Raw genomic sequence first — 25,922 nt, forward strand, 5'->3', positions numbered from 1 at the left:
CTCCTGTCATCCCCTGTCGTGAAGAGAGGGATGCTCATGCGAGCGGAGGAGCGGTAGCGGTTGGCAGACGTGCATGGCGGAGGCTCGCCCGCTTGCAAGCCCACCCCATGGCCCTCAGCTTCCCGCCGCGTCTTCCCAGGCGGCCCGCTCCGCGCGGAGCCCATCCTCGCCCCAGCGCTCGCGGGCCAGCGCCAGCGTGCGGGCGTTCTCGGAGATCTGGAGCAGGAAGCGTTCACGCGGGCCCGGCTCGGGAATGTCCCGGGCGCGAGCCCAGACGCAGCGCAGGGCCGCGCGCAGGGCTTCCTCCGCCCGCGAGCCCTCGCCCAACCCGAAACACGCCTCCGCCAATGCCAGACGGATGGACACCGCGTACACGCCCTGGCCACGGGACTCCTCCAACTCCCGGACCCCGAGCGCCGCCACCTCCCGCGCCTCCAGGGCGTGGCCCCGGGCGAGCAAGATGGAGCTGAGGATGCCACGCGCATAGAGGACGTCGGCCCGATACGTCATCAGCAGCGCACACGCCTGCCGGGCGTGGACCTCGGCCTCGGGCAGCTGGCCCTCGCGCGCCCTCACCTGGGCCAGCACGGCGTGCGCCATCCCCCGCCGGAAGGCGTAGGCGTCCTCGATGTCCACCCATCCGCGCGCCAGGGCCTCGGCCTCCCGCAGGTGCTCGGGGTCCGGGCTGCGCACCAGCACCAGCGTCATGTACTGCTGGGCCCCGCCCACCGCGAGATGGGCCTCCAGCGCGCGGCCCGCCCCCAACACCTCGCGCATCCGCGCCACGGCGCCACTCACATCCCCCAACGCCCCCAGCGTCAGCCCCGACAAGGTCTGCTGGATGAGCGCGTCGCGCTCCAGGCCCAGCTCGCGAAACTCCCGCGTGCCCTGTTCGGCCAGGAGCAGGGCACGCCAGGGCGCGGCCTCGAAGAGGTGGTGGAAGAAGCCATCCATGTAGTGCGTCCACCCTCGCGCGATTCCGTCCCCGGTCTCCCGCCGCATCCGGCCGAGCCAGTCCTCCAGCTCCCCACGCGCGCCGGCGAAGACGAGCGAGAGCCCGCGGCAAGCGATGGCCCAGGTATAGGCGCTGCCCGCCTTGGGGTCCGGACGGGTGCGCCAGAGCTGCTCGTTCAAGCGCGCCGCCCGCACCGGATTCAGGCCCAGATAGGTGGCACCGAAGATCTGTCCGCCCACCAGCCAGCACCACGGCCGGCCTCCGGCCTCCAGCGCGTCCACCACCTCCGCGCCGAGCGCCAGGGACCTGGAGAGATCATCCGACCAGAAGTCCACCATGGACTGAAGCGCACGCAGTTGGATGAACTCGCCGCCCTCGGCACCACACGCCAGCGCCGCCTCCACGCAGCGCATCGTCCCCGGCATGTCATACAGATCGAAGAGCCGCTCGGCCGCCTGGGTGTAGAAGAAGAGCGCCCGCTCGGGCTGCTGGCCCAGGTGGTGGTGCGTGGCGAGCACCAGCGCATCCCCCTCGCCCAGCTGTTCCAACCAGGAGCCCGCCAGCCGGTGACCCTCGGGAAGATAGCCCTCGGGCACCAACCCATAGGCCGCGTCCCGCACGAGCGCGTGGCGGAAGCGGTACTCGTCCTCGGAGGGCAGGTGGCTGTCGGACCGCGGCTCGATGAGCTCCTGCGCCACGAGCTCGCGCAGGTGGAGCGCCAGCGTCTCGCGCTCCACCGTGGGGCCCAGCAGCGCGGCCACCCCGCCCGACCAGAAGGACCGGCCGAAGATGCTGCCCGCCATCAGCACCTGACGCGCTCCGGGCGCCATGCGCGTCAGGCGCGACTGGAGCACCGCGAGCACCGTCTCCGGCGCCTCCGTGCCACGCCCCTCGTCCGCCATGCGGATGAGTTCCTCCAGGAAGAGCGCGTTGCCATCGGACAGATCCACCAGGCGCCGCACCAGGGCGTCCGGCACCTGGGCACCGAGCACCTCGCGAACCAACCGCGCGCCGGCCTTGCGGCTCAAGCCGTGCAGCGGCACCTCCTGCAGACGCCGGGCCCAGAGCTGGGGAAACAGCTCCCGCACCTCGGGCCGAGCCAACGCCAGCACCAGGAAGGGCCGCTCGGCCAGCTCCCGCAGCGCCTCGTCCACGTAGCGCACCGTCAACGCGTCGCTCCAGTGCAGATCCTCCAACACCAGCACCACCGGATGATGGGCGCACTCGGCCTCCAGGAAGGCCTGCAACGCGCGGCCCATCTGGGTGCTCATCAGCCGGGGATCGCTGCGCGCCGGGCGCAGGTGGGGATGGGCCTGCGCGTCGAAGGGGATGGCGCACAGCTCCCCCAGGAACTCCACCGTCCCCAGCTCCCGCGCGCGTGGCAGGTGCCGGGCGATGCGCTGGGACAAGCGCGCGCGCTGCTCCTCCGGAGGCTGCGCGTCCACGATGCCGCACAACCCCCGCAGCGCCATGCCCAGCAGGCCATACGACGTGCCCCGGCTCATCGGATCGCCCCGCCCCACCAGCATCAGGGGTGGAGACTCCCGCTGCTCGAGGCGACGCAGGAACTCGTGGCGCAGCCGGGACTTGCCCATGCCCGCGGGCGCCGTCACCAGCACCGCCCGCGCGGTGGGCTCCTCCACGCACTCGTTGAAGGTGAGCTCCAGCAGGGCCAGCTCCCGCTCCCGGCCCACGCACGGCGTGGGCTTGCCCAGCAGGGGCCGGGACGCATCCGCGCCCGACTGCTCCCCTCGCAGCACGAAGGCGCCGGAGTCCATGCGCTCCAACTGGAAGCCCGCACCCAGCAGCCCCGCCGTCACCTCGTCCATCGCCACCTGGGGCGCGTCCACCCGGCTCATCCGCCGCAGCAGCCGGCCCGCCCGCTCCATCGCGGCTCCCACCGGCAACCGCTCCTGGAGCACCCCCAGCCCCGTGACCAGCACCACCACGGCCTCGGGCCAGCGCTCCTTGAACCGCAGCGCGCACCGCGCCGCCAGCGCCGCCTGGTCCGTGGCCGTGCCCCGCTCCATCGCCAGCGAGACCACCAGCGAGCCATCCGCCAGCAGCTCCACCTGTGCGCCATGGGGTACGAGCAGGGCGCGCAACGAGTCGCGTGCCACCATGTCGTGGGTGAGTTCCCCTTCGTGCGCCGGGCGGGGAAAGGACACCAGCAACACGCTCACGACTTCCTGGGCGGCGTGGGTCAGGCTGGCGCGCTCGGGGCCCTCCTCTCCGTGGGGCCGCGGCAGCGCGGGAACGGACTCCAGCGCCATCAGGGCCTCGAGCAGGGCGGACGCGTCCGACAGCCGCCGCCGGGGCTCCTTGGCCAGCATGCGATCCACCAGCACCTGCAGGCTCAGGGGCAGTCCGGGACGCAGCGCGTGCAGGGGGGCGGGCTCGGCGAAGAGGATCTTCGCCAGGGCGGCGGCGAAGTGGGGCGCGGCGAAGGGCGGCTGGCCCGTGAGGCACTCATACAGCACGCACCCCAGCGAGAAGACATCCGCGGCGGGAGGAATCTCCGGCTGGCTGGAGGCCTGCTCCGGCGCCATGTACCCCGGAGTGCCCACGACGGTGCTCGAGCCCGTCACCCCCATGATCGTTGGCACCGCGTAGCGCGCGAGGCCGAAGTCCAGCACCACCACGTCCTCGGGGCGACCCGCGCGCAGGAAGAGGTTGGAGGGCTTGATGTCGCGGTGGACGATGCCCTGCTGGTGGGCATGGGCCAGGGCCTCGGCGGCCCGGCGCACCAGGGCGAGCGTCTCCGGGAGGCTCAGCGGCTCACGCGTCAGGCGCCGCGCGAGCTCCTCGCCCTCGAGCCACTCCATGGCCAGGAAGGGCTGGCCGCGCTCGGTGGCACCATGGGCCACGTGGGCGACGAGCCCCGGGTGATGCAGCCCCTGCATCAGCAGGGCCTCGCGGTTGAAGCGGAAGGCGGACTCCGGAGAGCCGAGCGCATGTAGCAGCTTGAGGGCCACCGGCCGACCCGTGACGCCATCCCACGCCCGGTAGACAACGCCCATGCCGCCACGTCCCGCCAGGTGCTCGATCGCGAAGCGCCCGGCGATGAGCGTGCCCCGGGAGAGCCTCTCGAGGTCCAACCCGGGCGCGGAGGGAGCCGTTTTGTCGTTGTCCATGATGTGCGCTCGACGCAGCGAAGCCCCCGATGGACCTGGAAAAATACCACGCCCCACCCGGGCCGCCGACCTGGAAGCACCCACACGCCGTGAAACCGAGGCGCCGAGGGAGCGGCTCCCATTTCGCCGGGCTCGGCGCCCCTTCTATGCTCGGCGGGTGAGCCCACGAAGCCCGGATCCGGCCAGCTACGAAGAAGAACTCCACTGCGCGCTGGTCGAGGGCATCGTCACCCGCGATCAGGTGGAATCCCTGCGCGAGGAGGCGCTGCGCCTGGAGCGCAGTCCCCTGGAGTTGCTGCTCGAGCGCGGCCTGCTCTCCCCGGAGACCCTGTCCTCGATGCGCGAGCGGACGGAGGAGCCGGAGCCGCCCGACACGGGTGAGCGGGACGCCCCCGTCGAGGCGCCCCCCACCCAGCGGCCGGGCTCCGCGTCTGGAGAGCCCTCGTCCTCCGAGCCCGTGTTCCCCCTGCCCAACTGGGACCGCTACCAGGCCGTGCGCTTCCTCGGCCAGGGCGGCATGGGCCAGGTCTTCCTCGCCTACGATCCCCGGCTGCGCCGCAACGTGGCCCTCAAGTTCGTGCGCGATGACGCGCCCGACCTCGCCCAGCGCTTCCTGTCCGAGGCCCGTGCCCAGGCGCGCGTCCACCACGAGCGCGTGTGCGAGATGTACGAGGTGGGGGAGATTCAGGGCCGGGCGTTCATCGCCATGCAGTACGTGAACGGGCACCACCTGGGCCAGCTCGCTCGCGAGCTCACCCTGGAGCAGAAGCTGCTCGTGATGCGCGACGTGGCCGAGGGCGTCCACGCCGCCCACCGCGCCGGCCTCATCCACCGCGACCTCAAGCCCTCCAACATCCTCGTCGAGCGCTCCGAGGACGGGGGCCTCAAGCCGTATGTGATGGACTTCGGCCTCGCACGCGACTGGCACGCGGAGCACACGGCCACGGGCGACGTGCTCGGCACGCCGCACTACATGGCGCCCGAGCAGGCCCGGGGCGAGGTGGGCAAGCTGGACCGGCGGGTGGACGTCTACAGCCTGGGCGCCACGCTCTATCAGGTGCTCACGGGGGTGCCCCCCTTCACCGCCGGCAACGCCCTGGAGCTGCTCAGCCGCATCCAGACCGAGGAGCCCCGCCCGCCCCGACGGCTCGAGCCCGACATCCCCCTGGACGTGGAGGCCATCGTCCTCAAGTGCCTGGAGAAGGAGCGCTCGGCGCGCTACGACTCGGCACGCGCCCTCGCCGAGGACCTGGAGCGCTTCCTCTCCGGAGAGCCCGTGCACGCGCGGCGCGCGGGGCCCGGCTACCGGTTGGGCAAGAAGCTGCGCAAGCACCGGCTCGTGGTGGGCCTGGGCTCCCTGGCACTCACGGGCGTGCTCCTGGCGCTCGGCCAGGCGGCGCTCACCCGCCACGAGGTGGCCCTGCGCGAACGCCTCGCCCAGCGCTTCACCGAGCGCGTGGAGCGCATCGAGGCCCAGGCGCGCTACTCGGCGCTCTCGCCCCTTCACGACACGCGCCCCGACCGGCATGCCCTGCGCGAGGGGATGAAGGCGCTGGAGGAGGACATCCGCATGGGAGGCGCGGCGGCCGAGGCCCCGGGCCACTATGCCGTGGGACGCACCCTGCTCGCGCTGGGAGATCCCGAGGGTGCCCTCGCGCGGCTCGAGTCCGCCTGGAAGGGCGGCTACCACGAGTCGCGGGTGGCCTACGCGCTCGCACTCGCGCTGAGCCAGCTCTACCAGGAGCAGTTGCAGGAAGTGGAGTGGATGAAGGACACCACCCAGCGCGAGGCCCGCCGACGGGAACTCGAGCAGCGCTACCGAGACCCCGCCCTCGCCTACCTCAAGCAGAGCCAGGGGAGCGAAGCGCCCTCGCCTCACTATGTGGCGGCGCTCCTGGCCTTCCATGAGGGCCGGCACGAGCAGGCTCTGAAGGAACTGGAGACCATGGGCACCACGCACCCGTGGTTTCATGAGGCGCACCTGCTGCGCGGCAACATCCTGGAGGCCCGGGCCGTCCAGAGGCGCAACCAGGGCGACCGCGCCGGAGCACGGACCGACCTCGAGGCCGCCCTCGGGGCGTACACCACCGCCGCCGCCATCGGCGAGAGCGATCCCGCCGTGCATCGGTCCCTGGCGTGGTCACACCTGGGCTCACTGCTCCTGGAGCTCTACGGCCCGGGAGAGCTCCAACCGCACTACGAGCGGGGCATGGAGGCGCTCTCCCATGCGCTCACCGCGGACCCGGAGGACATCAAGTCCCAGGTGCAACGTGCACGCTTCCTGTTCCGGATGGCCGAGTTCCGCATGCAGAAAGGCGGCGAGGTGATGCCCCTGTTGGAAGAAGGGCTCGCCACCGCGCGCACGGCCCTCTCGCTCGCGCATGGGGACATCCGGGCCCAGACGACGCTCGGCCACCTGCTGCGCCTGTGGGCCCGCTACCGGCAGGAACATGGGGAGGACCCCCGCGAGCAACTGCGCCAGGCCGTGGAGGCCTTCGAGCCGGTGGCGTCCAAGGGGCGTGACTACACGTTCCAGCTCGAACTCGGCCAGGTCTTCAAGGTCTGGGCCGACTACGAGGAGCAGAGCGGAGGCGAGTCCCTGGGCCACCGGGACCGGGCGATCCAGGCCTTCCTCGCGGCCACCACGCTCGACGCCAAACGCCCGGAGGGTTGGGTCAATCTGGGGATGGCGTACTTCAAGCGGGCCACCCATGCCCGGGCCGTTGACGCGGATGTCGACCTGGAGCGGGCGCGCGAGGCGCTCGAGCGCGCGCGAAGCATCGATGCTGGCAATCCCGTCCCCTACCACTACGGGGCCCAGGTGCACGAATGGCGGGCCCGGCGGATGTACAACCGCGACGGCGACACCGAGCCAGACCAGGAACTGGAACGAGCCATCGCGCTCTACCGCCAGGGCCTGGCCATCAACGCCAGGCTCGTCCAGATGCACAACGCCCTGGGCGGCGCGCTGCTGTTACGAGCGGAGCGGACCTGGGAGAAGGGGGGCAACGCCTTTCCCCTGCTCGATGAGGCCCAGGCGGCCTTCGAGCAGGCGCGGCTCATGGCCCCCCAGCAAGGCTTCGCCGACAACAACATGGGCGAGGTGTACGCACAACGGGCGCTCTACCTGCGCCGACGGGGCGAGGACCCCTCCGCCAGCGTCAAGGCGGCCCTGGAGCACTATGCCCATGCCCTCGAGCGCATTCCCAAGCAGGCCCAGTTCCGGGCGAACATGGCCAAGGTCCACCACACCCAGGCCGTCTGGGCGCTGGAGCAAGGAAAGGATCCGAGCCCCTCCCTCGACCGGGCGTCGGAGGCGCTGAATCAGGCGCTCGAACTCAATCCCCGGATGGGCTACGCGCTGCGCTACCAGGGCGAGGTCCAGGCGGTGCGTGCCCGTTGGCTCGCACGGAAGGAACAGGCTCGGGGCACGGACTTCGAGCAGGCCGCGCGCTTCTTCCAACAGGCCATCGAAGTGAATCCCGAGTGGCAGGAGAGCTCCCTGCTGGCCACGGGACTGTTGAGCCAGGAGTGGGCGACGTGGCTCGCGCGCACGGGAGGAGACCCCATCCCGGTGCTGCGCGAGGGACTGCGGCGGTTGGATCAGGTGCTGGCCGCTCATCCCCACCAGGCCCAGGCCCATGCGGTACGGGCGCATCTGATGCTGACGCTCGCCAAGAGGCTCGATTCCCCCCAGGAGCGCGAGGCGCGGGGGAGCGAGGCCCGGAAGGAGTTGGACCTGGCGCTCGCTCTCAACCCCAATCTCTCCCCGGAATGGGCCCCCCCGCGCGGTGCGCGCTGAGTGACCCGGAAATGGCTGACATCACGGAACGCGCGAACGCTCAGACGGGGTTCGGGTTGTGCGGCGGCTCCGGTGTGACATCGATATCCCCGGAGACCGTTCCCGGCTGTTCGGGATCCTCGCTTCCGTGGCTCGGCCTACTCACGGATACGGGAGTCGCGACGAACTGGTATTTGCCAGAGGCATCGGACTTGACGGTCAGCGTCCTGCTGGCGGTGTTCTCACTGGAGCCATCGAGAATGAAGACGTTCACCTTCGTATCGGAGGCCTTCTCCTCGAAGGGCCAGCTCGGGGTGAGCGTCACCGTGACGGTGTCTGTCCTCTGCTTCAAGTCCAGGGCGAATACCACGGTTTCGCCCGGCGTGATCTCGGGCATGGCGACGGCCGTGGGGTTCGCGGGAGGGGGAGCCGGGGGATCGTACGTCGGCTGGGCAGCGCCAATGGAGATGTTCTGCGTAGTCATGAGTATCGGTCTCTATTCCTTCCAGCGCTCGAGGGGATACACGCTGGAGTGTAGACACCGTACCAGGAGAGATGGAGCACGTCCCAGACACGGTCCGAGAACGCTCTCTCGAACCGAACGAACATGTCCCCAGCACGAATTGACACGTTACTGACATGACAGCAGCGAATCTCGCTGGGTTCATTCCCCGACGGATGGCGGGAATGAATCACAGACACCCTACGAGAACAGGCTGAACTCAGGTGCCGTCCAGGCCCAGCTCCCGGATGCGGCGCTGGAGCCCCCGCTTGGACACCTCGAGGCGCCGCACCATCGCGTCCAGGTCGCCCCCACACTCGCGGAAGCAGGTGGAGATCTCCTCCACGCTCAGGTCCCCCGCGGTGCGCAGGCTGGGGCTCTTGTCGATGAGCATGTAGAGCGAAGGGCGGGTGATGCCCAGCCGCTCGGCGGCGCCCTTGATGTCCCAACCACTGGCGCGCAGGGCCTCCAGCAGCTCCGCGTCCGTCACGTCGGAGGGCTTGCGCCGGGAGCCCGCGGGCTCGCGCGGCGTGGACTCCGCGGCGGGCCGTGCCCCCGCCGACCCGCCCGGGTGCGCGGGCCGGGGCGTGTCGAGGGAGTCCAACTCCTGCTCCAGGCGTGGGCTCGCCTTCAACCCACCCTGCCCCCGGCTGCCGATGACGAGCTGGCGCGTGAGGTTGCGCAACTGCCGCACGTTGCCGGGCCAGGGGAAGCGCACGAGCCGGACGGCCAGCGCGGACGGCAACCAGGGCTCGGCCTGGGAGGCGGCGGAGTCCAGCCGCTGCGCCTCCCCCAGCGCCTCCATCTCCTGCCGGGCGAAGTGGTACAGGAGCACGCCGATGTCCTCGCGGCGCTCGCGCAGGGGCGGCACCTGGATTTCGTACCCCGCCAGCCGGTGCAGCAGCGGCGCCTTGAAGACGCCCTGGCGGATGCGCGCATCCAGGTCCGCGTCCGTGGCGGTGATCAGCCGCACGTCGACGGCCACGGACGCGTGCCCGCCCACCGGATACACCTCGCCCGTCTCCAGGGCGCGCAGCAACATCACCTGGACCTCGGGCTGCGCCTCGCCCACCTCGTCCAGGAAGAGCGTGCCTCCATGGGCGGCGCGGAAGAAGCCCTCGCGATCCTGGGTGGCCCCCGTGTAGGCCCCTCGCCTCGCGCCGAACAACTCGGCGGCGGCCAGCTCCTTGGGAATGGCCCCCAGGTTGACGCTGATGAAGGGCCGATTGCGGCGCGAGCTGTGCTGGTGGATGGCCCGGGCGACCAGCTCCTTGCCCGAGCCCGTCTCCCCGCGGATGAGCACGGGCACGTTCAGGTCCGCCACGCGGGTGATGTCCTCGCGCACCCGGCGGGTGCCCGGCCCGTGCCCCACCATGCCCAGCGAGTCCTGGGCCACCCGCTCCGAGGAGAGCGTCTGGTGCAGCAGCAGCACGACGCGCTCGGCGAGCACGAGCGGCACTCCCACGGCGAGCTCCTCGGGGCCGAACTCACGCGCCCCGGCGAGCGGCTCGTCCTCCACCCACACCTGGGTGCCGCCCTCCTGCACGCGCAGCCGGACGCGGCCCGGGCCCGCCGACTCGAACACCAGGGGCTTGCGGCTCAGGAACGTGTCGGCCAGCGGCATGCCCAGCGTGGCGCCGGGCAGGGAGAAGTCCGGGCCCACGCGCGACACCAACACCGAGCCTCCGGTGGCCACCTCCTCGAGCAACAGCCGCTCCCCCGCGCGGTGGGGAGTGGGATGGGCGACGATGGTGAGGGCAGGCACGGGCCGCGCGGCCACCCCGCGTTCGCGGTGGGGGGTGGCGGCCGTGGAGATGTTCTCGTCGATGAACGGCTTGTCCTTCATGAAGATACGCTCGGAAGGGCCCTGGGAGTCCGGGAGAGTCTAACGCCCTCGTGCCTCTCCCGGATGAACGAGGCTAGCGGCGACTCGCCGGAGCCTTCTTCGCCGCCGCCTTCTTGCGCGCCGGTGCCGGAGCGGCCTCCGGCTCGGGCCCTCCCTTGAGTGCCTGGAGGACTTCCTGGACATGGCCCGCGACCTTCACCTTGGGCCAGACACGGGCCACCCGCCCCTCCGGATCGATGAGGAAGGTGGCGCGCGTGACGCCCTGGAACTTGCGGCCATACAGCGACTTCTCGCCCCACACCCCATAGGCCTCGCAGACCTGGTGGCCCGTGTCCACGAGCAGGGGGAAGGGCAGGGAGAACTTCGCGGCGAACTTCTGGTGGCTCGCGGCGCCGTCCGGCGACACCCCCAGCACCACGGCCCCCGCGGCCGTCAGCGCCGAGTGCTCGTCCCGGAAGTCGCACGCCTCCTGCGTACAGCCCGGAGTGTTGTCCTTGGGATAGAAGTAGAGCACCACGTGCTGGCCCCGCAGCCGCGAGAGCGACACGTCGTGACCGTCCTGGTCCTGGAGATGGAAGTCGGGAGCGGGGGCGCCGGTCTGGGGAATGGGCATGAGTGGACGCCTGAATAGCATGACCGCGCATCCCCTTGGCCTGGGACCGCCCGGGCGGCTAGGGTGACGCTCCGTGCCGCCTCTTCTCTTCGCCTTCGTCTACGGTCTCGGCCAGGGCCTGCTCCACGCGGTGGGGCCGGATCACTGCGCCGCCATGGCAACCCTCGGCACGCTCGGTCCGGCGCGCCGCCGCGCCACCCTGCTCGTCGCGCTGCGCTTCGCCGTCGGCCACGCCGCGGTGCTCGGCTCGGTGGCCACCTTCTGCCTGTTGGCCGGGGTGGGCCTGTCGGAGACCTTCGAGCGCTGGGCGGAGATCTTCGGTGGCGCGGTGCTGGTGGCGCTCGCCGTCGCCGCGTTCCTCTTCCCCAACGTGCTGCGCCACGGCCACCCCCACCTGCCGGGCCACACCCACGAGCCGCACTCGCACATCCACGATCAGGTGAGCACCACCGCGGGCGCCCTCATGGCCTTCAGCGGCGTGCGCGCGCTCCTGCTCGCCCTGCCCCCCCTGCTGGTGGGCGGCAGCATGCGCACGGCCGGGTGGACCTTCCTGCCAGGCTTCGCGTTCGGCATCCTGCTGGGCATGGGCGCGGTGGGCATGGTCTTCGCCGAGGGGCTCGCCCGTCTGGACTCGACCCTGGCCGAGCGCATCCAACGCGTCGTGGCCGTCAGCTCCGCCGCGCTCGGCGTGTTCTGGATCGTCGACCGCTTCTGAGCGCGACCCTCCGCCCCCCGGGCGACTTGCCCCCCTCGGACGAACGACGGCCTTGCTCCTGGGACTCCGGAGCAAGGCCGTTTCACTTCGAGGGGCTTGGGGTGCCGCCTAGTTGTACACGTTGAACTCGCGCATGGACCACCAGCTCGAGTTCGTGCCGGTCTGCACCACCCGGATGTAGCGGGCGGAGCGCGCCGTGAAGGTGACGGTGATGACCGGCCCGGTGCCCGTGCCGGTGGCGATCGCGCTGCCCCAGTTCGCGCCATCGTTCGACACGAAGACCTGGTAGCCACGGGCGTAGTCCGAGTCGCTGCCGGTGGAGTCCATGACGATCTTGGTGAAGGTCTTCGCCGACTGCATGTCCACCGTCAGCGACTGGCCGTTGGCCATGGGCGTGCCCGTGGTCCAACGCGTGCCCATGCTGCCATCCAGCAGGGCCGACGCGGGCTCGCCGCTCGTGGGCGACGAGGTGGCCGTCCAACCGGTCCGCGGCAGCGCCGTACCCGTGGAGCCGCCCGAGGGCGTGGTGACGCTGACGGTGTTGCTCGCCGCCGAGGCGTTGCCGGCCGCGTCGCGCGCCTTCACCGTGTAGCTGTAGGCCGTCGAGGCCGCCAGACCCGAGTCGGTGTACGAGGTCGTGCCCGAGGAGCCGATGAGGACGCCGAAGCGGTAGATGTCATAGGCGGTGACGCCCACGTTGTCCGTCGAGGCCGTCCAGCTCAGGGTGATCTGGCTGCTCGTCGACGAGGCCACCGCCAGGTTGGCCGGAACGGTGGGCGCCTGGGTATCACCCGTCGGAGGATTGCCCGTGCCCGCGTACTCGTTGAGGGTCTGCCGCATGGCCTCGGCGGGAGAGTTCGCGTAGACGCGACCACCGAGCCCGTTGATGACGTGGGTGATTTCACTTCCAGCCGTGCCATTGAGCCAGATGGTCGTCATGTTGTGGAACTTGACGCCCTGGACGTTGGGAGCCTCGATGGCGTTCTCCGACTTCACGGCCGCGTCGCGGAAGTAGGAGTACACGCCCAGACCCCACGCCTCGTGGGTGGTGACGGTGTCGGCGACCTTGTACGAGGCGAAGCCGTTCACCGTGCCATTCTTGCTCATCCACGAGCCCTGGTTGGGCACGTCATAGGGAATCTCGGACTGGTAGAAGTACACCCGGCCGCCATTGCCATTCCACACCGTCTGGTACTCGTTGTGGTGCTCGTTGAAGAGGCCGTAGATGGTGACGTTGTTTCCATTGACGACGAGGCCGTTCTTCGTCGGATTGGTGGACCACGCGGCGCCCGCGCCATGGTCCGCGCGCCACAGCCAGAGCTGATCGCCCACGACGTGGTGGCTGTTGATCTTGATGCCCACGTCATTGCGGCCGGCGAACGCGCCACCGGTCCGGACGGTGAGGTCATAGAGGAAGGTGGGGTTGGCCGAGTGGTCCTTCGAGCTGCCCGCCGGACCGACCTCCAGGATGGAGGACGAGTTGATCGTACCGGCCTCGAGCAGCAGGCCGCCAAGCTTCACGCCGTCCACGTCGGCGATCGAGAGGGTCGGCTGTCCGCTGGTGGGGATCAGCGTGGGAAGGCCGATGCCCAGCACCACGGTGTTGGCATTGTTGACGCGCAGCGTGTCATTGAGCTGATAGATGCCCGGGGTGAACAGGAGGTGCTTGCCCTGGCTGAGCGCGCTGTTGATGCTCGCGGCGCTGGCCGTCTCCGGACGCGCGATGTAGAACTGATCGATGGAGATGGCCTGGCCCGGCGTGGGGCCGTTCGCCCAGCTCACGCCCTGGGTATTCGTCTGCAGGGCCGGGACGAACACGGCGTACTGCCCGGCGCTGTTGACGTAGAGGTAGGGCTTCTCCCGGATGATGGGCGTCCGGTCGATGACCGTGTAGGGCGGATTCGGGAACTGTCCCGTCGGCGCGTTGTTGACGCCCACGAAGACCATGTTCCACACGCCGTTGTTCCAGTTCCCCCACTTGCTGTTGCGCGAGAGCCACTGCTGCTGCGACGCGGGAACGACCAGACCGTCCACGACGGAGTCGGCGAGGAAGCCGCCGCTGGCCCAGCCGGCATTCCAGTTCGAATCGAAGTCGAACAGATGCAGGTCGCCCTTGATGTGCAGGCGGCGCAGGGGAGCGGCCTGCGACACGGCGATCTGCGTCTGACCATTGGCCGGGACCACCGAGTAGTTCTCGAGCGCCCGCCAGAAGTTGCGCGTCGCGTTGCCGTTGTCCCAGTCCGCGTTGACGTTCACCCCTCCGTTGATGGTCACGTCATCGGGGCTTTGTCCCAGACCGGCCACGTGGGTGTAATAACCCACGTTGAAGTTGACGTTGTACGACCCCGGCTTGAAGAGCAGCGCGTAGCGCTCCGTGCTGAACTCCGCGGACTCCAGCTTGGAGAACACGGAGTTGGCGACTCCCGTGATGTCGGCGCCCGCCATGGTCGGATCGAACACATAGACCCGGGGACCGAAGATGGTTGTGTTTGCCTCGGAGATCGGCGCCGCCAGGGACACCCCAGGAATGACCGAGCACAACCCCGCGACAGCGGCCGATACGGAAATCGTTGATGCGAATCTTCTGATCACTTCATTCACTCCCATGAGGGGGTTGGGACTGACGGACGACAGGACTACGCGCTGATGCGAGCAAAGGCAGACGAGGACCGCGGACACGTGACAGCAGAACCACGCACCGTGCCGGTTTTCATGTCCTCGAAACCTTTCCTTGTCTCGGCATTTCTCTTATTTCGAGAAGAAACACTAAAACGCGCAAATAAAGTTTTATACTAATTCATAGGACCGGGAAACGGGAAAAATCCTGACGCAATGCGACAGGACCAGGAATCGGCCGAGGCCCTGGCTCGGGCGGAACGGCGCGGCCCACCCGATATGACTGCCCCGGCAGGAACTGAGCCAAGGTCCTCGAAGCTTGTGATTTTCATGGGCTGACACGATTCGGCGGACATGTCCCGTCACGGGGGAGACAGGAGGAAGGGAGGGGACACGGCAGCGACTCCGAGCGCGGCTCTTTCACCCACGGAGTACGAGGTCCTCCAGTGCACAAATCCATGAGACCCTGGGGTCATGGAATCCGATACCGCCCGGCTCTCCCCCGAGCCCGCTGTCACACCCGTCTGGAAGGTAGCCGCCGCGAGCTTCATCGGCACCGCGGTGGAGTGGTACGACTTCTTCCTGTACGGCACCGCCGCGGCGCTCATCTTCAACCGCCTGTTCTTCCCCTCGTTCGATCCGCTGATGGGCACGCTCGCGGCGTTCGCCACCTTCGCGGTGGGCTTCATCGCGCGGCCCCTGGGCGGCATCATCTTCGGCCACTTCGGCGACAAGCTCGGACGCAAGTCCATGCTGAGCGCCACGCTGATGATCATGGGCGTGGCGACGTTCGCCATCGGCCTGTTGCCGACGTATGAGAGCGTGGGCGTCGCGGCCCCCATCCTCCTGGTGGCGCTGCGCATCATCCAGGGCTTCGGCCTGGGGGGCGAGTGGGGAGGCGCGGTGCTCATGGCGGTGGAGAGCGCGCCCGCCCACCGCCGGGGCTTCTATGGAAGCTGGCCGCAGATGGGAGCGCCCGCGGGCCTGCTGGTGGCCAACGCCGTGTTCTCCCTCTTCTCGCGGCTGCCCGAGGAGCAGTTCGTCTCCTGGGGCTGGCGCATCCCGTTCCTCTTCAGCGCGGTGCTCATCGGCATCGGCGTCTTCATCCGCCTGGGCGTCGCCGAGTCCCCCGCGTTCCGCGCGAACCAGCACTCGCGTCCCGCCAGCAAGGGCCTGCCCGCGCTCGAGGCCCTGCGCACCTACCCCAAGCAGATCCTCCTCGCCATGGGAGCGCGCTTCGCGGAGAACGGCTTCTTCTACATCGTCACCACGTTCGTGCTCACCTACGGCACCAACATCGGCATGGCGCGCTCGGACATGCTCACCGCGGTGCTCGTGGCCACGTGCGTGCACCTGGTGGCCATCCCCTGCTTCGGCGCCCTGTCGGACACGCTCGGCCGCCGCCCCGTGTACATCGGCGGCGCCGTGGGGTGCGCGCTGCTCGCCTTCCCCTTCTTCCGGCTCATCGACACCCAGAAGACGGGCCTGGTGTGGCTCGCCATCACCCTGGGCATCATCGCCCACGCGGCGATGTACGGGCCCCAGGCCAGCTTCTTCTCCGAGCTGTTCGGCACGCGCGTGCGCTACAGCGGCGCGTCGCTCGGCTACCAGCTCGCGTCCGTCTTCGCCGGAGGCCTGTCGCCCCTCATCGCCACCGCGCTGCTGTCGGGCAGCCACGGGCAGGCCTGGCCCGTGTCGCTGTACATGGTGGGGCTCGCCCTCGTCACGCTCGTCTCCGTGTACCTGTCCGCGGAGACGTTCCGTGAGCAGCTCGCCGAGCCGGCCCCCCCGGCTCCTCCAGGAGAAGCCACGGGAGACGACTCCCGGCGCGACGTGGCCTGAGCTCAAGGGCCGCGCAGCACCGTCAAGCCCCGCTCGGTGACGACGAGCAGCATGCTCGGCGTCACGGTGGGCTCGTAGACGAGCTGCAGGACGCGCTGACCCGGCACCTGCCCCACCTGGGCCAGCGTCTTCCCGTCGGACTCCAGCCGCCAGAGGCCCGCGCCCTCCGTGCCGATGTAGAGCGCGCCATCGTCCGTGGCCTTGAGCGAGAGGATGCGCTCCGTGGGCAGTCCGGCGAGCTTCGACCAGTTCCCCGCGGAGCGGGATCTGGGCGTCATCGCCCAGACGCCGAACTCCGCGCTCCCCAGGTAGTAGCGGCCCGAGGTGCTCTGCTCGAAGGCCCGCCAGTAATCATCCGTCGCCTGTCCGTTGAGCGCCTCGTTGAAGCCCTTGAACGTCCAGGGCGTCGGGCCTTCCCAGGTGAACTCCCGGTCCCACTCCTCGAGCTTGTCACTCGGCACGAGCACGCCGAGCATCTGCTCGTTCGCCACGAGCACGTCCCCATTGCGCGCGAGGCCGAGCCCGTACATCGGCGGGCACTGGAGCGACTCGTCCCGCGAGCCGTCCGGATTCTGGGTGACGAGATACCAGCCCGGGTGACGGTGGCTGTTGTACGTGAGCCCCTGGATGCGCGTCACCCCGTGGTTCGTCGTGACGTAGAGATCGCCGCGATGCCGGCCGCGCGTCACCCGGGCGCAGTTGAGGATGCTGCGATCCTCCTCGTAGTGGAAGTCGTTGGTGTTGTGGATGCCAATCTGCTTGCCCGCGTTCGATGAGCCGGTGGTGCGCCAGATGTGCTCCTCGAGCGCCACCGTGCCGTCGGACTGGAGGCGGACCGCGTCGAGATCTCCCTTCTGGTACTCGGCGTAGCGCTCGGGCGAGTAGTTCGGCTCGCCCGGTCCGGGGATGTACGTGCGCTGGGAAATCCCTTCCGCCCGCTGCATCTCCGCGGCGCGATACCCCACGTACGCGCGCCCGGCCTCACCACCGCAGATGACCGTCGAGTCGATGGCGAGCGACTCCCGGCCGAAGGGCAGGCGTGCCTGGCCCACGCCCGTGGTCCACGTCGGGGCCGTGTCGCCCGGACGCAGCACGCCGATGCGATTGCCATCGAGGAGCCAGAGGTTCAGCCCTTCATCGACGCCAACGCTCCGCGGGGTGCCGACGCCAAACGCTTGCGTGTAATCGAGCACCGCGTCCACCGGCCATGGACCGGCGGACGGGGGTTCGCCGGCATCGGGGGGCGTTCCCGCGTCACCCGGCCCGCCTGGATCGGGCGCTGGCGGAGGGGTCGAGGGCGTGCCGGCATCCTCGGAGGGAATGGGAGGTGTGTCCGAGGGAACTTCGTTTCCCACCGATGGACCCGGCTCCAACTGCCCCCGCGGGTCGTCTGTCCTGCCGTGATCACCGCAACTCACCTCGAGCACTGCGATGACCGCGAGTCCTACCCCTACCGCACTTGCGCGAATGCCCATCCGTCCCTCCGTTGACGGGGGACTGCTCGCAAGTCCCGGGCCGACGACGCTCACCGACAGAAGAAGGGGGCGAGGAGGCGCCGTCTTCCGCCTCCGGGCCTTGATACCGTACGGTAGGAGACACCATGCACTGCCCCCGCTGCGACAAGGAGATGACCCCCACGCGCCTGGATGAGGTGGAGGCGAACCAGTGCCCTCAATGCGAAGGACACTGGCTCGAGGGTGAGGACCTGAAGCTGTTGGAGTCGACCGTGGACGTGCGGCTCTTCGAGTGGCGCACGCTGCCCTCCCAGGAGATCCAGGCACGCGAGCTGGCGTGCCCCCGATGCGCGCCCCGCCAGGTCATGAAGAAGGTGCGCAGTGAGCGCGATCGGCACGTGCTGCTCGACGCCTGCGAGCGCTGCCATGGGGTGTGGCTCGATGGGGGCGAGTTGCGAGCCATTCAGGAGATGGGGGTCGTGGCGGCGCTCGTCGACGCGGTCCGCTTCATCATGAACAACTGAGGCCGTACGGAACGAAGCCCCATGCGACTCTGTACCTTGTACTCCTCCTATGAAGGCTCCCAGTCCCCCTACAAGGACATCGATCCCGCCGTCGATCCCTCCTGGTGGTTGCCCGACCACACCTGGTCCCGCCAGCCCCTGACACGCGCCAACTCGCGGGAGGTGCTCGAGCAACTCGCGAAGGAGGACTTCGACGCGTTCATCAACCTCTGTGACGGAGCACCGGACGAGGACATCGCGGGCGTCGAGGTCATCCAGCACCTGGAACGGCTGGGATTGCCCTTCACGGGGGCGGACTCGCGCTTCTACGCGGCGTCACGCGAAGAGCACAAACAGGCCTGGTTGAACCAGGGCATCGGCACGCCGGGCCATCGCTTCGCCTCGGACCTGGCCACGGTCGAGCAAGCCGCTGGGGAGCTGCGCTTCCCCCTCCTGGTCAAGCCGAGCTCCGGTTACGCCAGCATCGGGATCGAGCAGGACTCGCGGGTCGGCAACCGCGAGGCATTGCTCGAGCGGGCCGGGCGGACCCTCTCCCGCTTCGGCGGCGTCCTCCTCGAGGAGTTCATCGAGGGGCGAGAGTTCACCGTGCTCGTCTCCGAGCCTCGCCCGGGAGAGCACGTGCCCTGGGTGCATCCCCCGGTGGAGGTCCACTTTCCGGAAGGGGAGACGTTCAAGCACTTCGATCTCAAGTGGATGAACTACGAGGCCATGAACACCCGCCCCGTGACCGATGAGGGGCTCGTGGAGCGGCTGGGAGACATCGCCCAGCGGACCTTCCTGGCCGTGAATGCCCGCGGCTATTGCCGCTGCGACATCCGCATGGACGATGCGGGCCACCTGTTCATGCTCGACTGCAACGCGAACCCGGGCGTGTTCTACCCTCCGGACCAGCCGGGAAGCGCCGACTTCATCCTGTCACTCCAACCGCACGGGCACCGGGACTTCCTCCTGCACATCATCGAGTGTGCCCGGCGTGCGCACGGGGTGAACACGTCTGGCATTTGAAGTCGTGGCCGTTGCCGCGTTGGGTATCAAGGAACTCGAGTGAGCGCACGGCGCAGCGCCGCGTGGAGTTCCGCCCGCTGTCGCTTGGAGACCGCGGCGTCGGGTGCGAGCACGTTGGAGCCGTGGAAGGTGCCCGGGAAGTGGTGCAGCTCGACACTCACACCCGCCTCCGCGAGTCGCAACGCGTAGAGGATGCCCTCGTCGCGCACCGGATCCTGATCGCTCGTCCCGATGTACGTGGGGGGAAGACCGGCGAGACGGTGGGCCCGTGCCGGGGCGGCGTAGGGTGAGACGTCACCCCGTTCAGCACCGAGGTAGTAGCGCCAGCTGAGCTCGGCCGCCGGACGGTTCCACAACGGCGTGTCGATGAAGGTGCACATGGAGTTCGTCTCGAGCCGATCATCGAGGACCGGATCGATGAGCAACTGAAACGCGATGTCGGGTCCCCCCTGGTGCACGGTGCGCAGGACCAGGGCGGCGACGAGAGCCCCCCCCGCGCTCTGCCCGGCCACCGCGATACGCCGGGGATCAGTACCGAGCCGCGTCGCGGTGTCTCTCAGCCACCGGAGCGCGCGTTCGGCGTCGTCGAGCGCGGCGGGAAAGGGATGCTCGGGCGCGAGGCGATAGTCGACGGAGAACACACGCGCCCCGACCGCGCTGGCCAGCGCGAGGCACGGCGCATCCTCCGCCTCGATGCTTCCAGCCACGAAACCACCCGAGTGCAGCCAGAGAATGGCGGGCGCGTGGGAGCCGGCCCTCTCTGGGCCGTACATGCGGATCCGCAGCGGCGGGAGTTCCTTCTCGGCCTCGAGGAGGATGTCCTCGATGAGGACTCCGGTGGTGGGGGGGCGTGGCAGGCGGGAGAGCAGTTCCGCGGTGCTCGCGCGCAGGGCGGCGACGTCGCGCAGGTCGGTGGGTGGGAGGGCATGTGCGATCGCGACGAGTTCGGGGTCCAGGGCCATGGGATGTTCCTCCTGTGGAAGGTGGGCCAGGGTTCAATTGCATCCCGCCGTGGTCTCGCGAAAGAGGAGGGTGTATCCGCGGATTGGCAATCCCTGGATGAGGAGTCACGGCATGCGGAGCACGATGGATCGAGCGGGTCTGGCGAGCGCCCTGCGGGCCTGGCGCATCCGTGTCAGTCCGGAAGCACTCGGGCTCGAACGCGGACGCAGGCGTCGCACACCGGGACTGCGTCGCGAGGAGGTCGCGGCGCGGGCGGGCATGTCGGTCGACTATTACGCGCGCCTGGAACAGGGCCGAGGGCCGCGGCCCTCCGCCGAGGTGCTCGAAGCGCTCGCGGGCGCACTGCGGCTCAGCGATGACGAGCGCGAGCATCTGCACCACCTCGCGGGTCCTCACGAGCGGCCTCGTCCGATTCCGAAGGAGGTGCGCCCCGGCATCCAGCAATTGCTCACCCAGACGCCGACGATTCCGGTGCTCGTGCACGACGTCACGTACGACGTGCTCGCCTGGAACGAGATGGCGGCGGCCCTGCTGGTCGACTTCGCGGCGTGGGAGCCTCCGGAACGGAACCTGCTCTGGCTCGCGCTCTGCGATCCACGGGGGCGGCATGCGCTCGGGGGTCCGTCCTCCGCGCTCTTCGTGGACCAGGCGATCGCCGACCTGCGCGTGACCGCCGCGCGTCGTGCCGGAGACCCGGTCATCGCGCGACTGGTCGAGCGCTTGAGCGCGGCGAGCGAGACATTCGCGCGGCGATGGTCGGGCACCGAGGCCGTGCCCCGCCGTACCGCGAACAAATCCTTCATGCACCCGGTCGCCGGGCCGCTGGAGCTGCTGTGCGAGGTGCTCGAAGTGCCCGAGCGCGAGCAGCGCGTCGTCTTCTATCTCCCCGTCCCGGGCACGCCGACCGAGCAGCGGTTGCGCGCCCTCGCGCGGCAACACGAGAAGTCGCGACAAGGTGTTTGACACCTTATCGGACACCTTATCGCGCTTGACGAGCACGCCCACACGTCCGTGTGATTGGCGGAGCGATGGCTGGCATACCACGTCACCACCGGAGGTGAGCCGTGTCCATGAATCCTGTTGGCCCACGCCCGGTGGGCACCCGACCGCGTCCGCTGGTGGGCGGCTGGCTGATCCCCATCCTCCTGCTGCACAGTGCGTGTGTAACGGGTGTAGCTCGCGGTGGCCGCCTGTCAGACCAGCGCACCACGCCACCCGAGCAACCCAGAGAGGAAGTCGCCCTCGTGACCGAACCGGGTCTCGAGTCGGCCCGCCTCTACGCCGTGGACTTCCTGGAGCCGAGCGCCTCCGCCTCCCGTCCCCTGCCCCTGTCCCGGGCCGACTTCCAGCGCGCCTTCCAGCGGCTATCCCGCGACACGCGGGTGACGGGCAGCGCTCGCGAGGCCGCGCGCGAGTTGCTCTCGCTCTCGCACCAACTCCCGCCAGAGGCCGAGCACATGGAGATGGCGGGCCAGTGGCTGATGGAGCGCTACGGCGAGCGGACGTACACCTTCGTGCCCCTGGGCGAGTTGGGCCCCGAGCCCCTGACGCCCGAGGCCGATGCCGCCCTGCGCGACAGCTACCTCACGTGGTGCGTGCCCCGAGGTGGCGGGGACTGTCTGTGCCTGCTGGAGGACGGTCCGTTCCTGCGCACGGATGATCGGCGCGTCCTGGCGCTGGCGCTGGCCCTGGGCCCGGTACTCGACGAGACACGCGCGGCCCTGGCGCGCGAGTTGCTGGACGTGAGGGCAGTGGTGTCCCTGGTCGCCTGGACGGTGACGCTCTACTGCCTGCTCTGGGTGGCACCCGAGCCGACGACCAAGGCCCTGGCCGCCACCCTGACAGTCATCCTGGTGGGCTGGCTAGGGCTGGAGACCGTGTGGGGGCTGATGGACGGGTACAGCCGAATGGCCGTGGCGGCGCACGAGGCGAGCACCTTCGCGGAACTGCGCGCGGCGGGCGCGGACTTCGGCCGGGTGCTGGGCGAGGACGCGGCACGAGGGATGATCCTGGCGGTGGCCACGCTCAGCGGGCGCACCTTGGGAGAGGTGGCGGCGCGGGTGAAGTCACTGCCGGGCCATGGCCTGGCTTCGGCGCGTTGGGAGGCCCAGGGCGGAGCCGGCGTGCTGCGGCGAGCGGGCGTGGGGGAGTGGGCACAGGGGGAGGCGCTGGCCCACGCGGTGGTGGCGGTGGACACGGTGGCCCTGTCTCCTCAGGGCCCACTGGCGGTGGTGCTGCTCAAGCAGAAAACGGGCCCGGGAGCGGCAAGGGCCCCAGGTGGCCGCTCCGCCGCAACCGTGCTGCAACACCGAGGAGGCAACCGACAGATGGAGCTGAGCGACGGCCAGCGCTGGCACGTGCCGCGCGGCAAGTCTCTCGCGGACATTCCGCCCCATGACAAGGTGGGCGACCAGCTCCAGGAAGCCGTCACCCGTGCCGCTCGAGAATGGGGGCCCGACAAGCTCTCGGATGCCGAGATAGACGCCATCGAGCGGGCCATGAAGAAGGGCGAGTACTGGCTGGCGCGCCTCTTGGAGCGCGAGGCCCGGGGACGTTTCGTGCACGAAAAGGTGAAAAGACAGTTCCAACGACTCTATCGATTCAACCAACAGGGCGTGGACGTGTTTGACCCGACCACGGGCACCCGGTACGAGATTCTCTCTGGCACGGAGTCCAATCTCGCGCGGCACGGGCGGCGCATGGCCACCGAATTTTTCCGGATGCTCACCTTCTGAAAGAGGCGACCATGGACTGGCTCGGAAACATCATCATCGAAGACAAGGAGATTGAAAACGAGCGGTTCGAGTTAACGGACAAGAACTCGCACTACTTCCTCGGCCCCAATCTGACGCTACGCCACTGCACCGTCATATTGAAAGTGCCTGCCGGCCGCCTGTTCATCAATCAGGCCCACTTCATCAACTGCACCTTCGAGGTCAAGCAGGAACTGAAGAACCATCAGCAATGGATAAGAGCCGCCCTCGAGGGCTGCCGCTTCAAGGGGCGGCTGACCGGGTGTGACTTCGGTCACTGGCCCGAATATGGGGATGAACCAGAGTATCAGCACGGCTCCATCGAGGACTGTGACTTCACCGAGGCCCTTCTGGACGGCTGCCGCTTCATGGACTGTGACCCCTCGACCTTACGTTTTCCCAAGTGGCCCTGCTTCACCATTTTGGATCCCATCCGCAGAGCCCCCGAACTCCGCCGAGCCACATGGCCAGGACTGGTGGGCGATGTCGTCGTGGAAAAGCTCCACAAACAACCGCCCCGCACCATGGCCTTGACCAAGCACGCCCCCACCCTTGCCAGACAACTCGAAACCACGCCCGAGGAACTCAAGGCCGTCATCGAGAAGTTCGACTGCATCGTCTACTGACCCGAGCCTGGTCAGGTAATAGGTGCGACCGCGCATCATCTCGCGGGTCCTCACGAGCGGCCTCGTCCGATTCCGAAGGAGGTGCGCCCCGGCATCCAGCAGTTGCTCGCCCAGACGCCGGCGCTTCCAGTGCTCGTGCACGACGTCACGTATGACGCGCTCGCCTGGAACGAGATGGCGGCGACCCTGCTGGTCGACTTCGCGGCGTGGGAGCCGCCGGAACGGAGCCTGCTCTGGCTCGCCCGCGCGGGCGTCAGGCACTCGGGGGTCCGTCCTCCGCGCTCTTCGTGGACCAGGCGATCGCCGACCTGCGCGTGACCGCCGCGCGTCGTGCCGGAGACCCGGTCATCGCGCGACTGGTCGAGCGCTTGAGCGCGGCGAGCGAGACGTTCGCGCGGCGATGGTCGGGCACCGAGGCCGTGCCCCGCCGTACCGCGAACAAATCATTCATCTCCCCGTCCCGGGCACGCCGACCGAGCAGCGGTTGCGTGCCCTCGCACGGCAACACGAGAAGCCGCGACGAGGTGTTTGAACGCCTTCATCAGACACCCTCCTCGTTTTTCAGTACCAGCATGAATTTTCGGTTTTACCGAAAAAACTCTTGTATACCGGCTCTAAATCCTGAAAGATGGTGCACACCACCCAGGAGGATCGCCTTGCACAAGAAGACCTCTCGCGCGCTCAAGATGGTGTCCGGCCTGTTCGTAGCGGTTCTCTCCACGGCGGCCCACGCCGACGTCCTGTATCAATGCCAACTCAACCAGACGCTCTGGTCTGAGTACGACAACTGCATGACCCATTGCTCCAGCCAGCAATGGATCCCAGACGCCTCGAATCCCAACGGCGGCTATTGGAACACGAGCTGGTACGGGTGCATGGATGTCTACAACTCGGGTTCGGGCGGCAGTAGTGGAGGAGGAGGCAGCGGCGGTGGAGGCGGCGGCAGCGGAGGGGGTTGGTCCGATCCGTTCTACCAGGGCCAGTGCGACTACAACGTGATGTGCCCGGGTGCCAACAGCTGCCTGTGCAAGGGCACTGGTGGCGAGCAGCAATCCACGTAGAAAAGCAGTCTGGTCAATCGTCACGGGACAGGCCCTGTACGGACCTGTCCCCGACAACTCAGCCCTGCCGCTCCAGCAGACCCAGGGACATGAGCGCCACGAGGAAGCCCTGGACGAGGGGCTCCGGACGATTGGCGAGCGCGAGCAACTCCGCCACGGTGCGATGGCCATCGATCCTGGGCAGCAACTCCGTCTCCCAGCGCTCCAGGTCCACGTCCTCGAGCTGATAGGCCGGGGCCACCGCGGGGATCAGCCTGTCCTCCGGTTGAATCATTCCGCGCAGGCGCTCGGGCTTGTAGAGCTTCTTCACGCCCCGGACGATGAGGTTGGCCGGGTGCGCGTCCAGCTTGATGGACTCGGCGGCGGCCTTCTCCTTGAAGCTCATCACCCAGGTGCCGTCCTCCCACGCGAAGAGCGAGTAGATGATGGCCTTCACCTGCTGGCCCACGTAGTACATGCGCTCGGTGTCCTTGAGCAGCCCCCGCTCCACCAGCACGTCGCCCGTGCGCCGCTGGCTCGCCGCCGCCACGGCCGCCGCGTCCTCGAGCTGCTCGGGTTTGATCTTCCCCACACGCACGAGGAACGAGCCGAAGCGATCCGCCAGCAGGTTGGACAGGGCGAACACGGGCATGCCCCGCTCGAAGTACACCACCTTCTTCACCTTGCCGCGCTGCAGGCCCAATTCGCCCGTCTCGCGTGACAGGTAGAAGGCGGTGATGAGCGCGGGCAGGTTGTCCCGGAGCTCTCCGCGGCGGCTGCTCTGAGGAGCCACCCCCGCGGGCCGGGGCTGCGCCGGGCGGCCTCCCGGCGGTGGAGGCGGACGCACCAGCGCGGCGGGCCCCGAGGGCACCAGCGGAGCCGCGGTGAGATTGGCGCCACGGATTTCCGCGGTGAGGTTGCCGCCCGTCACCTTGACGCGGCCCGTGAGTTCCAACGGATCCTGAAACCCCTCCTCCTCCACGTCGATGTCGAGGTCCACCTCCTCGAAGGCATCACCCCCCGCGGGAGCGGCCTCCGGCGCTGGCACCGGTTTGCTGTACGGCGCCACCCGGCGCACCGCCTCCAACAGACGGGCGGCATCGAAGGGCTTCTCGAAGTAGTCGGCGGGGGCGTACTTCTGCCTGGCCTCCACGGCGTGCTTGCCGCCCTTGAAGACGCCGGTGATGAAGACGAGCGGGAGTTCGGGCTGCTGCTTGCGCAGCGCGTCCGCCACCTGGTAGCCCATCATGTCGGGCAGCAGGAGATCGAGCACGGCCGCGGCGGGAGGCTGGCCGCGCGCGCGATCCACCGCCTGCGCGCCCCTGCCTACCCCGGACACCTCATATCCCTCGTCCTCGAAGAGCTGAACGAGCAGTGAGAGCAACTCCGGGTTGTCATCGACGACGAGGATTCGGGGGGCCATCTCACGCCCACCCTACCAAAAGCCACCTGTCCCGGGTGTCCCTCTCTTGCCGCTGATGCATCCCGGCGTTCGGGCGGGTAAGGTCGGGGGTCCCCGACTCGATGGGATGCCCCCATGAAGGACTGCCCTT

At 69.1% G+C, this 25,922-nt stretch carries 17 protein-coding genes and 1 pseudogene; 10 read left to right on the top strand and 8 right to left on the bottom strand.

The annotated features are described in order from the left end of the window. Positions 1-114: 114 nt before the first annotated feature. Entirely contained in the window at positions 115-4,089 is a 3,975-nt protein-coding gene (locus tag CYFUS_RS46550) for a serine/threonine-protein kinase (RefSeq protein WP_095991095.1), read from the bottom strand. 157 nt (positions 4,090-4,246) lie between these two features. Between CYFUS_RS46550 and CYFUS_RS46555 the strand changes: the two genes are divergently transcribed. Next, on the top strand, positions 4,247-7,891 hold the full coding sequence (locus tag CYFUS_RS46555; protein ID WP_232537206.1) for a serine/threonine-protein kinase: 3,645 nt from the start codon (positions 4,247-4,249) through the stop codon (positions 7,889-7,891). A gap of 40 nt (positions 7,892-7,931) precedes the next feature. Here CYFUS_RS46555 and CYFUS_RS46560 read toward each other — a convergent pair whose 3' ends face one another. From CYFUS_RS46560 to bcp, 3 genes are all read right to left on the bottom strand, one after another. Continuing rightward, positions 7,932-8,354, bottom strand: a complete 423-nt coding sequence (locus CYFUS_RS46560) for a hypothetical protein (protein ID WP_095991097.1) — start codon at positions 8,352-8,354, stop codon at positions 7,932-7,934. 238 nt (positions 8,355-8,592) lie between these two features. Beyond that, on the bottom strand, positions 8,593-10,218 hold the full coding sequence (locus CYFUS_RS46565; RefSeq protein ID WP_095991098.1) for a sigma 54-interacting transcriptional regulator: 1,626 nt from the start codon (positions 10,216-10,218) through the stop codon (positions 8,593-8,595). Between the two features lie 73 nt (positions 10,219-10,291). Next, positions 10,292-10,831 carry a thioredoxin-dependent thiol peroxidase gene (gene bcp / locus CYFUS_RS46570; RefSeq protein WP_095991099.1) on the bottom strand — a complete coding sequence of 180 codons (540 nt, stop codon included), beginning with the start codon at positions 10,829-10,831 and terminating at the stop codon, positions 10,292-10,294. A 73-nt stretch (positions 10,832-10,904) separates the two neighbouring features. On the opposite strand from bcp, the gene CYFUS_RS46575 reads away from it, so the two are divergent. Next, positions 10,905-11,546, top strand: coding sequence for a hypothetical protein (locus CYFUS_RS46575; RefSeq protein WP_095991100.1), 642 nt, complete (start codon positions 10,905-10,907; stop codon positions 11,544-11,546). A 108-nt stretch (positions 11,547-11,654) separates the two neighbouring features. Here the strand turns inward: CYFUS_RS46575 and CYFUS_RS46580 are convergent, their stop codons facing one another. Further along, positions 11,655-14,138, bottom strand: a complete 2,484-nt coding sequence (locus tag CYFUS_RS46580; RefSeq protein ID WP_095991101.1) for a discoidin domain-containing protein — start codon at positions 14,136-14,138, stop codon at positions 11,655-11,657. Between the two features lie 498 nt (positions 14,139-14,636). Here CYFUS_RS46580 and CYFUS_RS46585 point away from each other — a divergent pair, with 498 nt between their 5' ends. Then, the gene (locus CYFUS_RS46585; protein ID WP_095991102.1) at positions 14,637-16,004 is read left to right on the top strand and encodes an MFS transporter; all 1,368 of its coding nucleotides are present in this window, start codon (positions 14,637-14,639) and stop codon (positions 16,002-16,004) included. A gap of 2 nt (positions 16,005-16,006) precedes the next feature. Here CYFUS_RS46585 and CYFUS_RS46590 read toward each other — a convergent pair whose 3' ends face one another. Further along, entirely contained in the window at positions 16,007-17,479 is a 1,473-nt protein-coding gene (locus CYFUS_RS46590) for a hypothetical protein (RefSeq protein ID WP_095991103.1), read from the bottom strand. Between the two features lie 125 nt (positions 17,480-17,604). On the opposite strand from CYFUS_RS46590, the gene CYFUS_RS46595 reads away from it, so the two are divergent. Together CYFUS_RS46595 and CYFUS_RS46600 are read left to right on the top strand one after the other, a co-directional pair. Continuing rightward, positions 17,605-17,982, top strand: a complete 378-nt coding sequence (locus CYFUS_RS46595) for a zf-TFIIB domain-containing protein (RefSeq protein ID WP_095992638.1) — start codon at positions 17,605-17,607, stop codon at positions 17,980-17,982. 21 nt (positions 17,983-18,003) lie between these two features. Then, on the top strand, positions 18,004-18,987 hold the full coding sequence (locus CYFUS_RS46600; protein ID WP_095991104.1) for a D-alanine--D-alanine ligase: 984 nt from the start codon (positions 18,004-18,006) through the stop codon (positions 18,985-18,987). 26 nt (positions 18,988-19,013) lie between these two features. On the opposite strand, the gene CYFUS_RS46605 is transcribed toward CYFUS_RS46600, so the two are convergent. Beyond that, positions 19,014-19,949, bottom strand: a complete 936-nt coding sequence (locus CYFUS_RS46605) for an alpha/beta hydrolase (protein WP_095991105.1) — start codon at positions 19,947-19,949, stop codon at positions 19,014-19,016. Positions 19,950-20,061: 112 nt separating this feature from the next. Here CYFUS_RS46605 and CYFUS_RS46610 point away from each other — a divergent pair, with 112 nt between their 5' ends. The 5 genes and pseudogenes from CYFUS_RS46610 to CYFUS_RS53600 all read left to right on the top strand — a co-directional run bounded on the left by CYFUS_RS46610 (position 20,062) and on the right by CYFUS_RS53600 (position 24,390). Beyond that, on the top strand, positions 20,062-20,913 hold the full coding sequence (locus CYFUS_RS46610) for a helix-turn-helix transcriptional regulator (protein WP_198316370.1): 852 nt from the start codon (positions 20,062-20,064) through the stop codon (positions 20,911-20,913). 281 nt (positions 20,914-21,194) lie between these two features. Further along, a complete protein-coding gene (locus CYFUS_RS46615; protein ID WP_332468327.1) occupies positions 21,195-22,685 on the top strand; it encodes a hypothetical protein in 1,491 nt (496 codons plus the stop codon). Between the two features lie 11 nt (positions 22,686-22,696). Beyond that, positions 22,697-23,329, top strand: coding sequence for a hypothetical protein (locus CYFUS_RS46620; protein ID WP_095991107.1), 633 nt, complete (start codon positions 22,697-22,699; stop codon positions 23,327-23,329). A 135-nt stretch (positions 23,330-23,464) separates the two neighbouring features. Beyond that, positions 23,465-23,727, top strand: a pseudogene (locus CYFUS_RS46625) (hypothetical protein); the annotation flags it as partial. Between the two features lie 258 nt (positions 23,728-23,985). Then, positions 23,986-24,390 (top strand): hypothetical protein, encoded by a 405-nt coding sequence (locus CYFUS_RS53600; RefSeq protein ID WP_095991109.1) that lies wholly within the window; start codon positions 23,986-23,988, stop codon positions 24,388-24,390. A 58-nt stretch (positions 24,391-24,448) separates the two neighbouring features. Here the strand turns inward: CYFUS_RS53600 and CYFUS_RS46635 are convergent, their stop codons facing one another. Next, complete coding sequence (locus tag CYFUS_RS46635; protein WP_095991110.1) at positions 24,449-25,792, bottom strand: response regulator; 1,344 nt, start codon at positions 25,790-25,792, stop codon at positions 24,449-24,451. Positions 25,793-25,922: the final 130 nt, after the last annotated feature.

The sequence above is a fragment of the Cystobacter fuscus genome (assembly GCF_002305875.1).
GTDB lineage: Bacteria > Myxococcota > Myxococcia > Myxococcales > Myxococcaceae > Cystobacter > Cystobacter fuscus_A.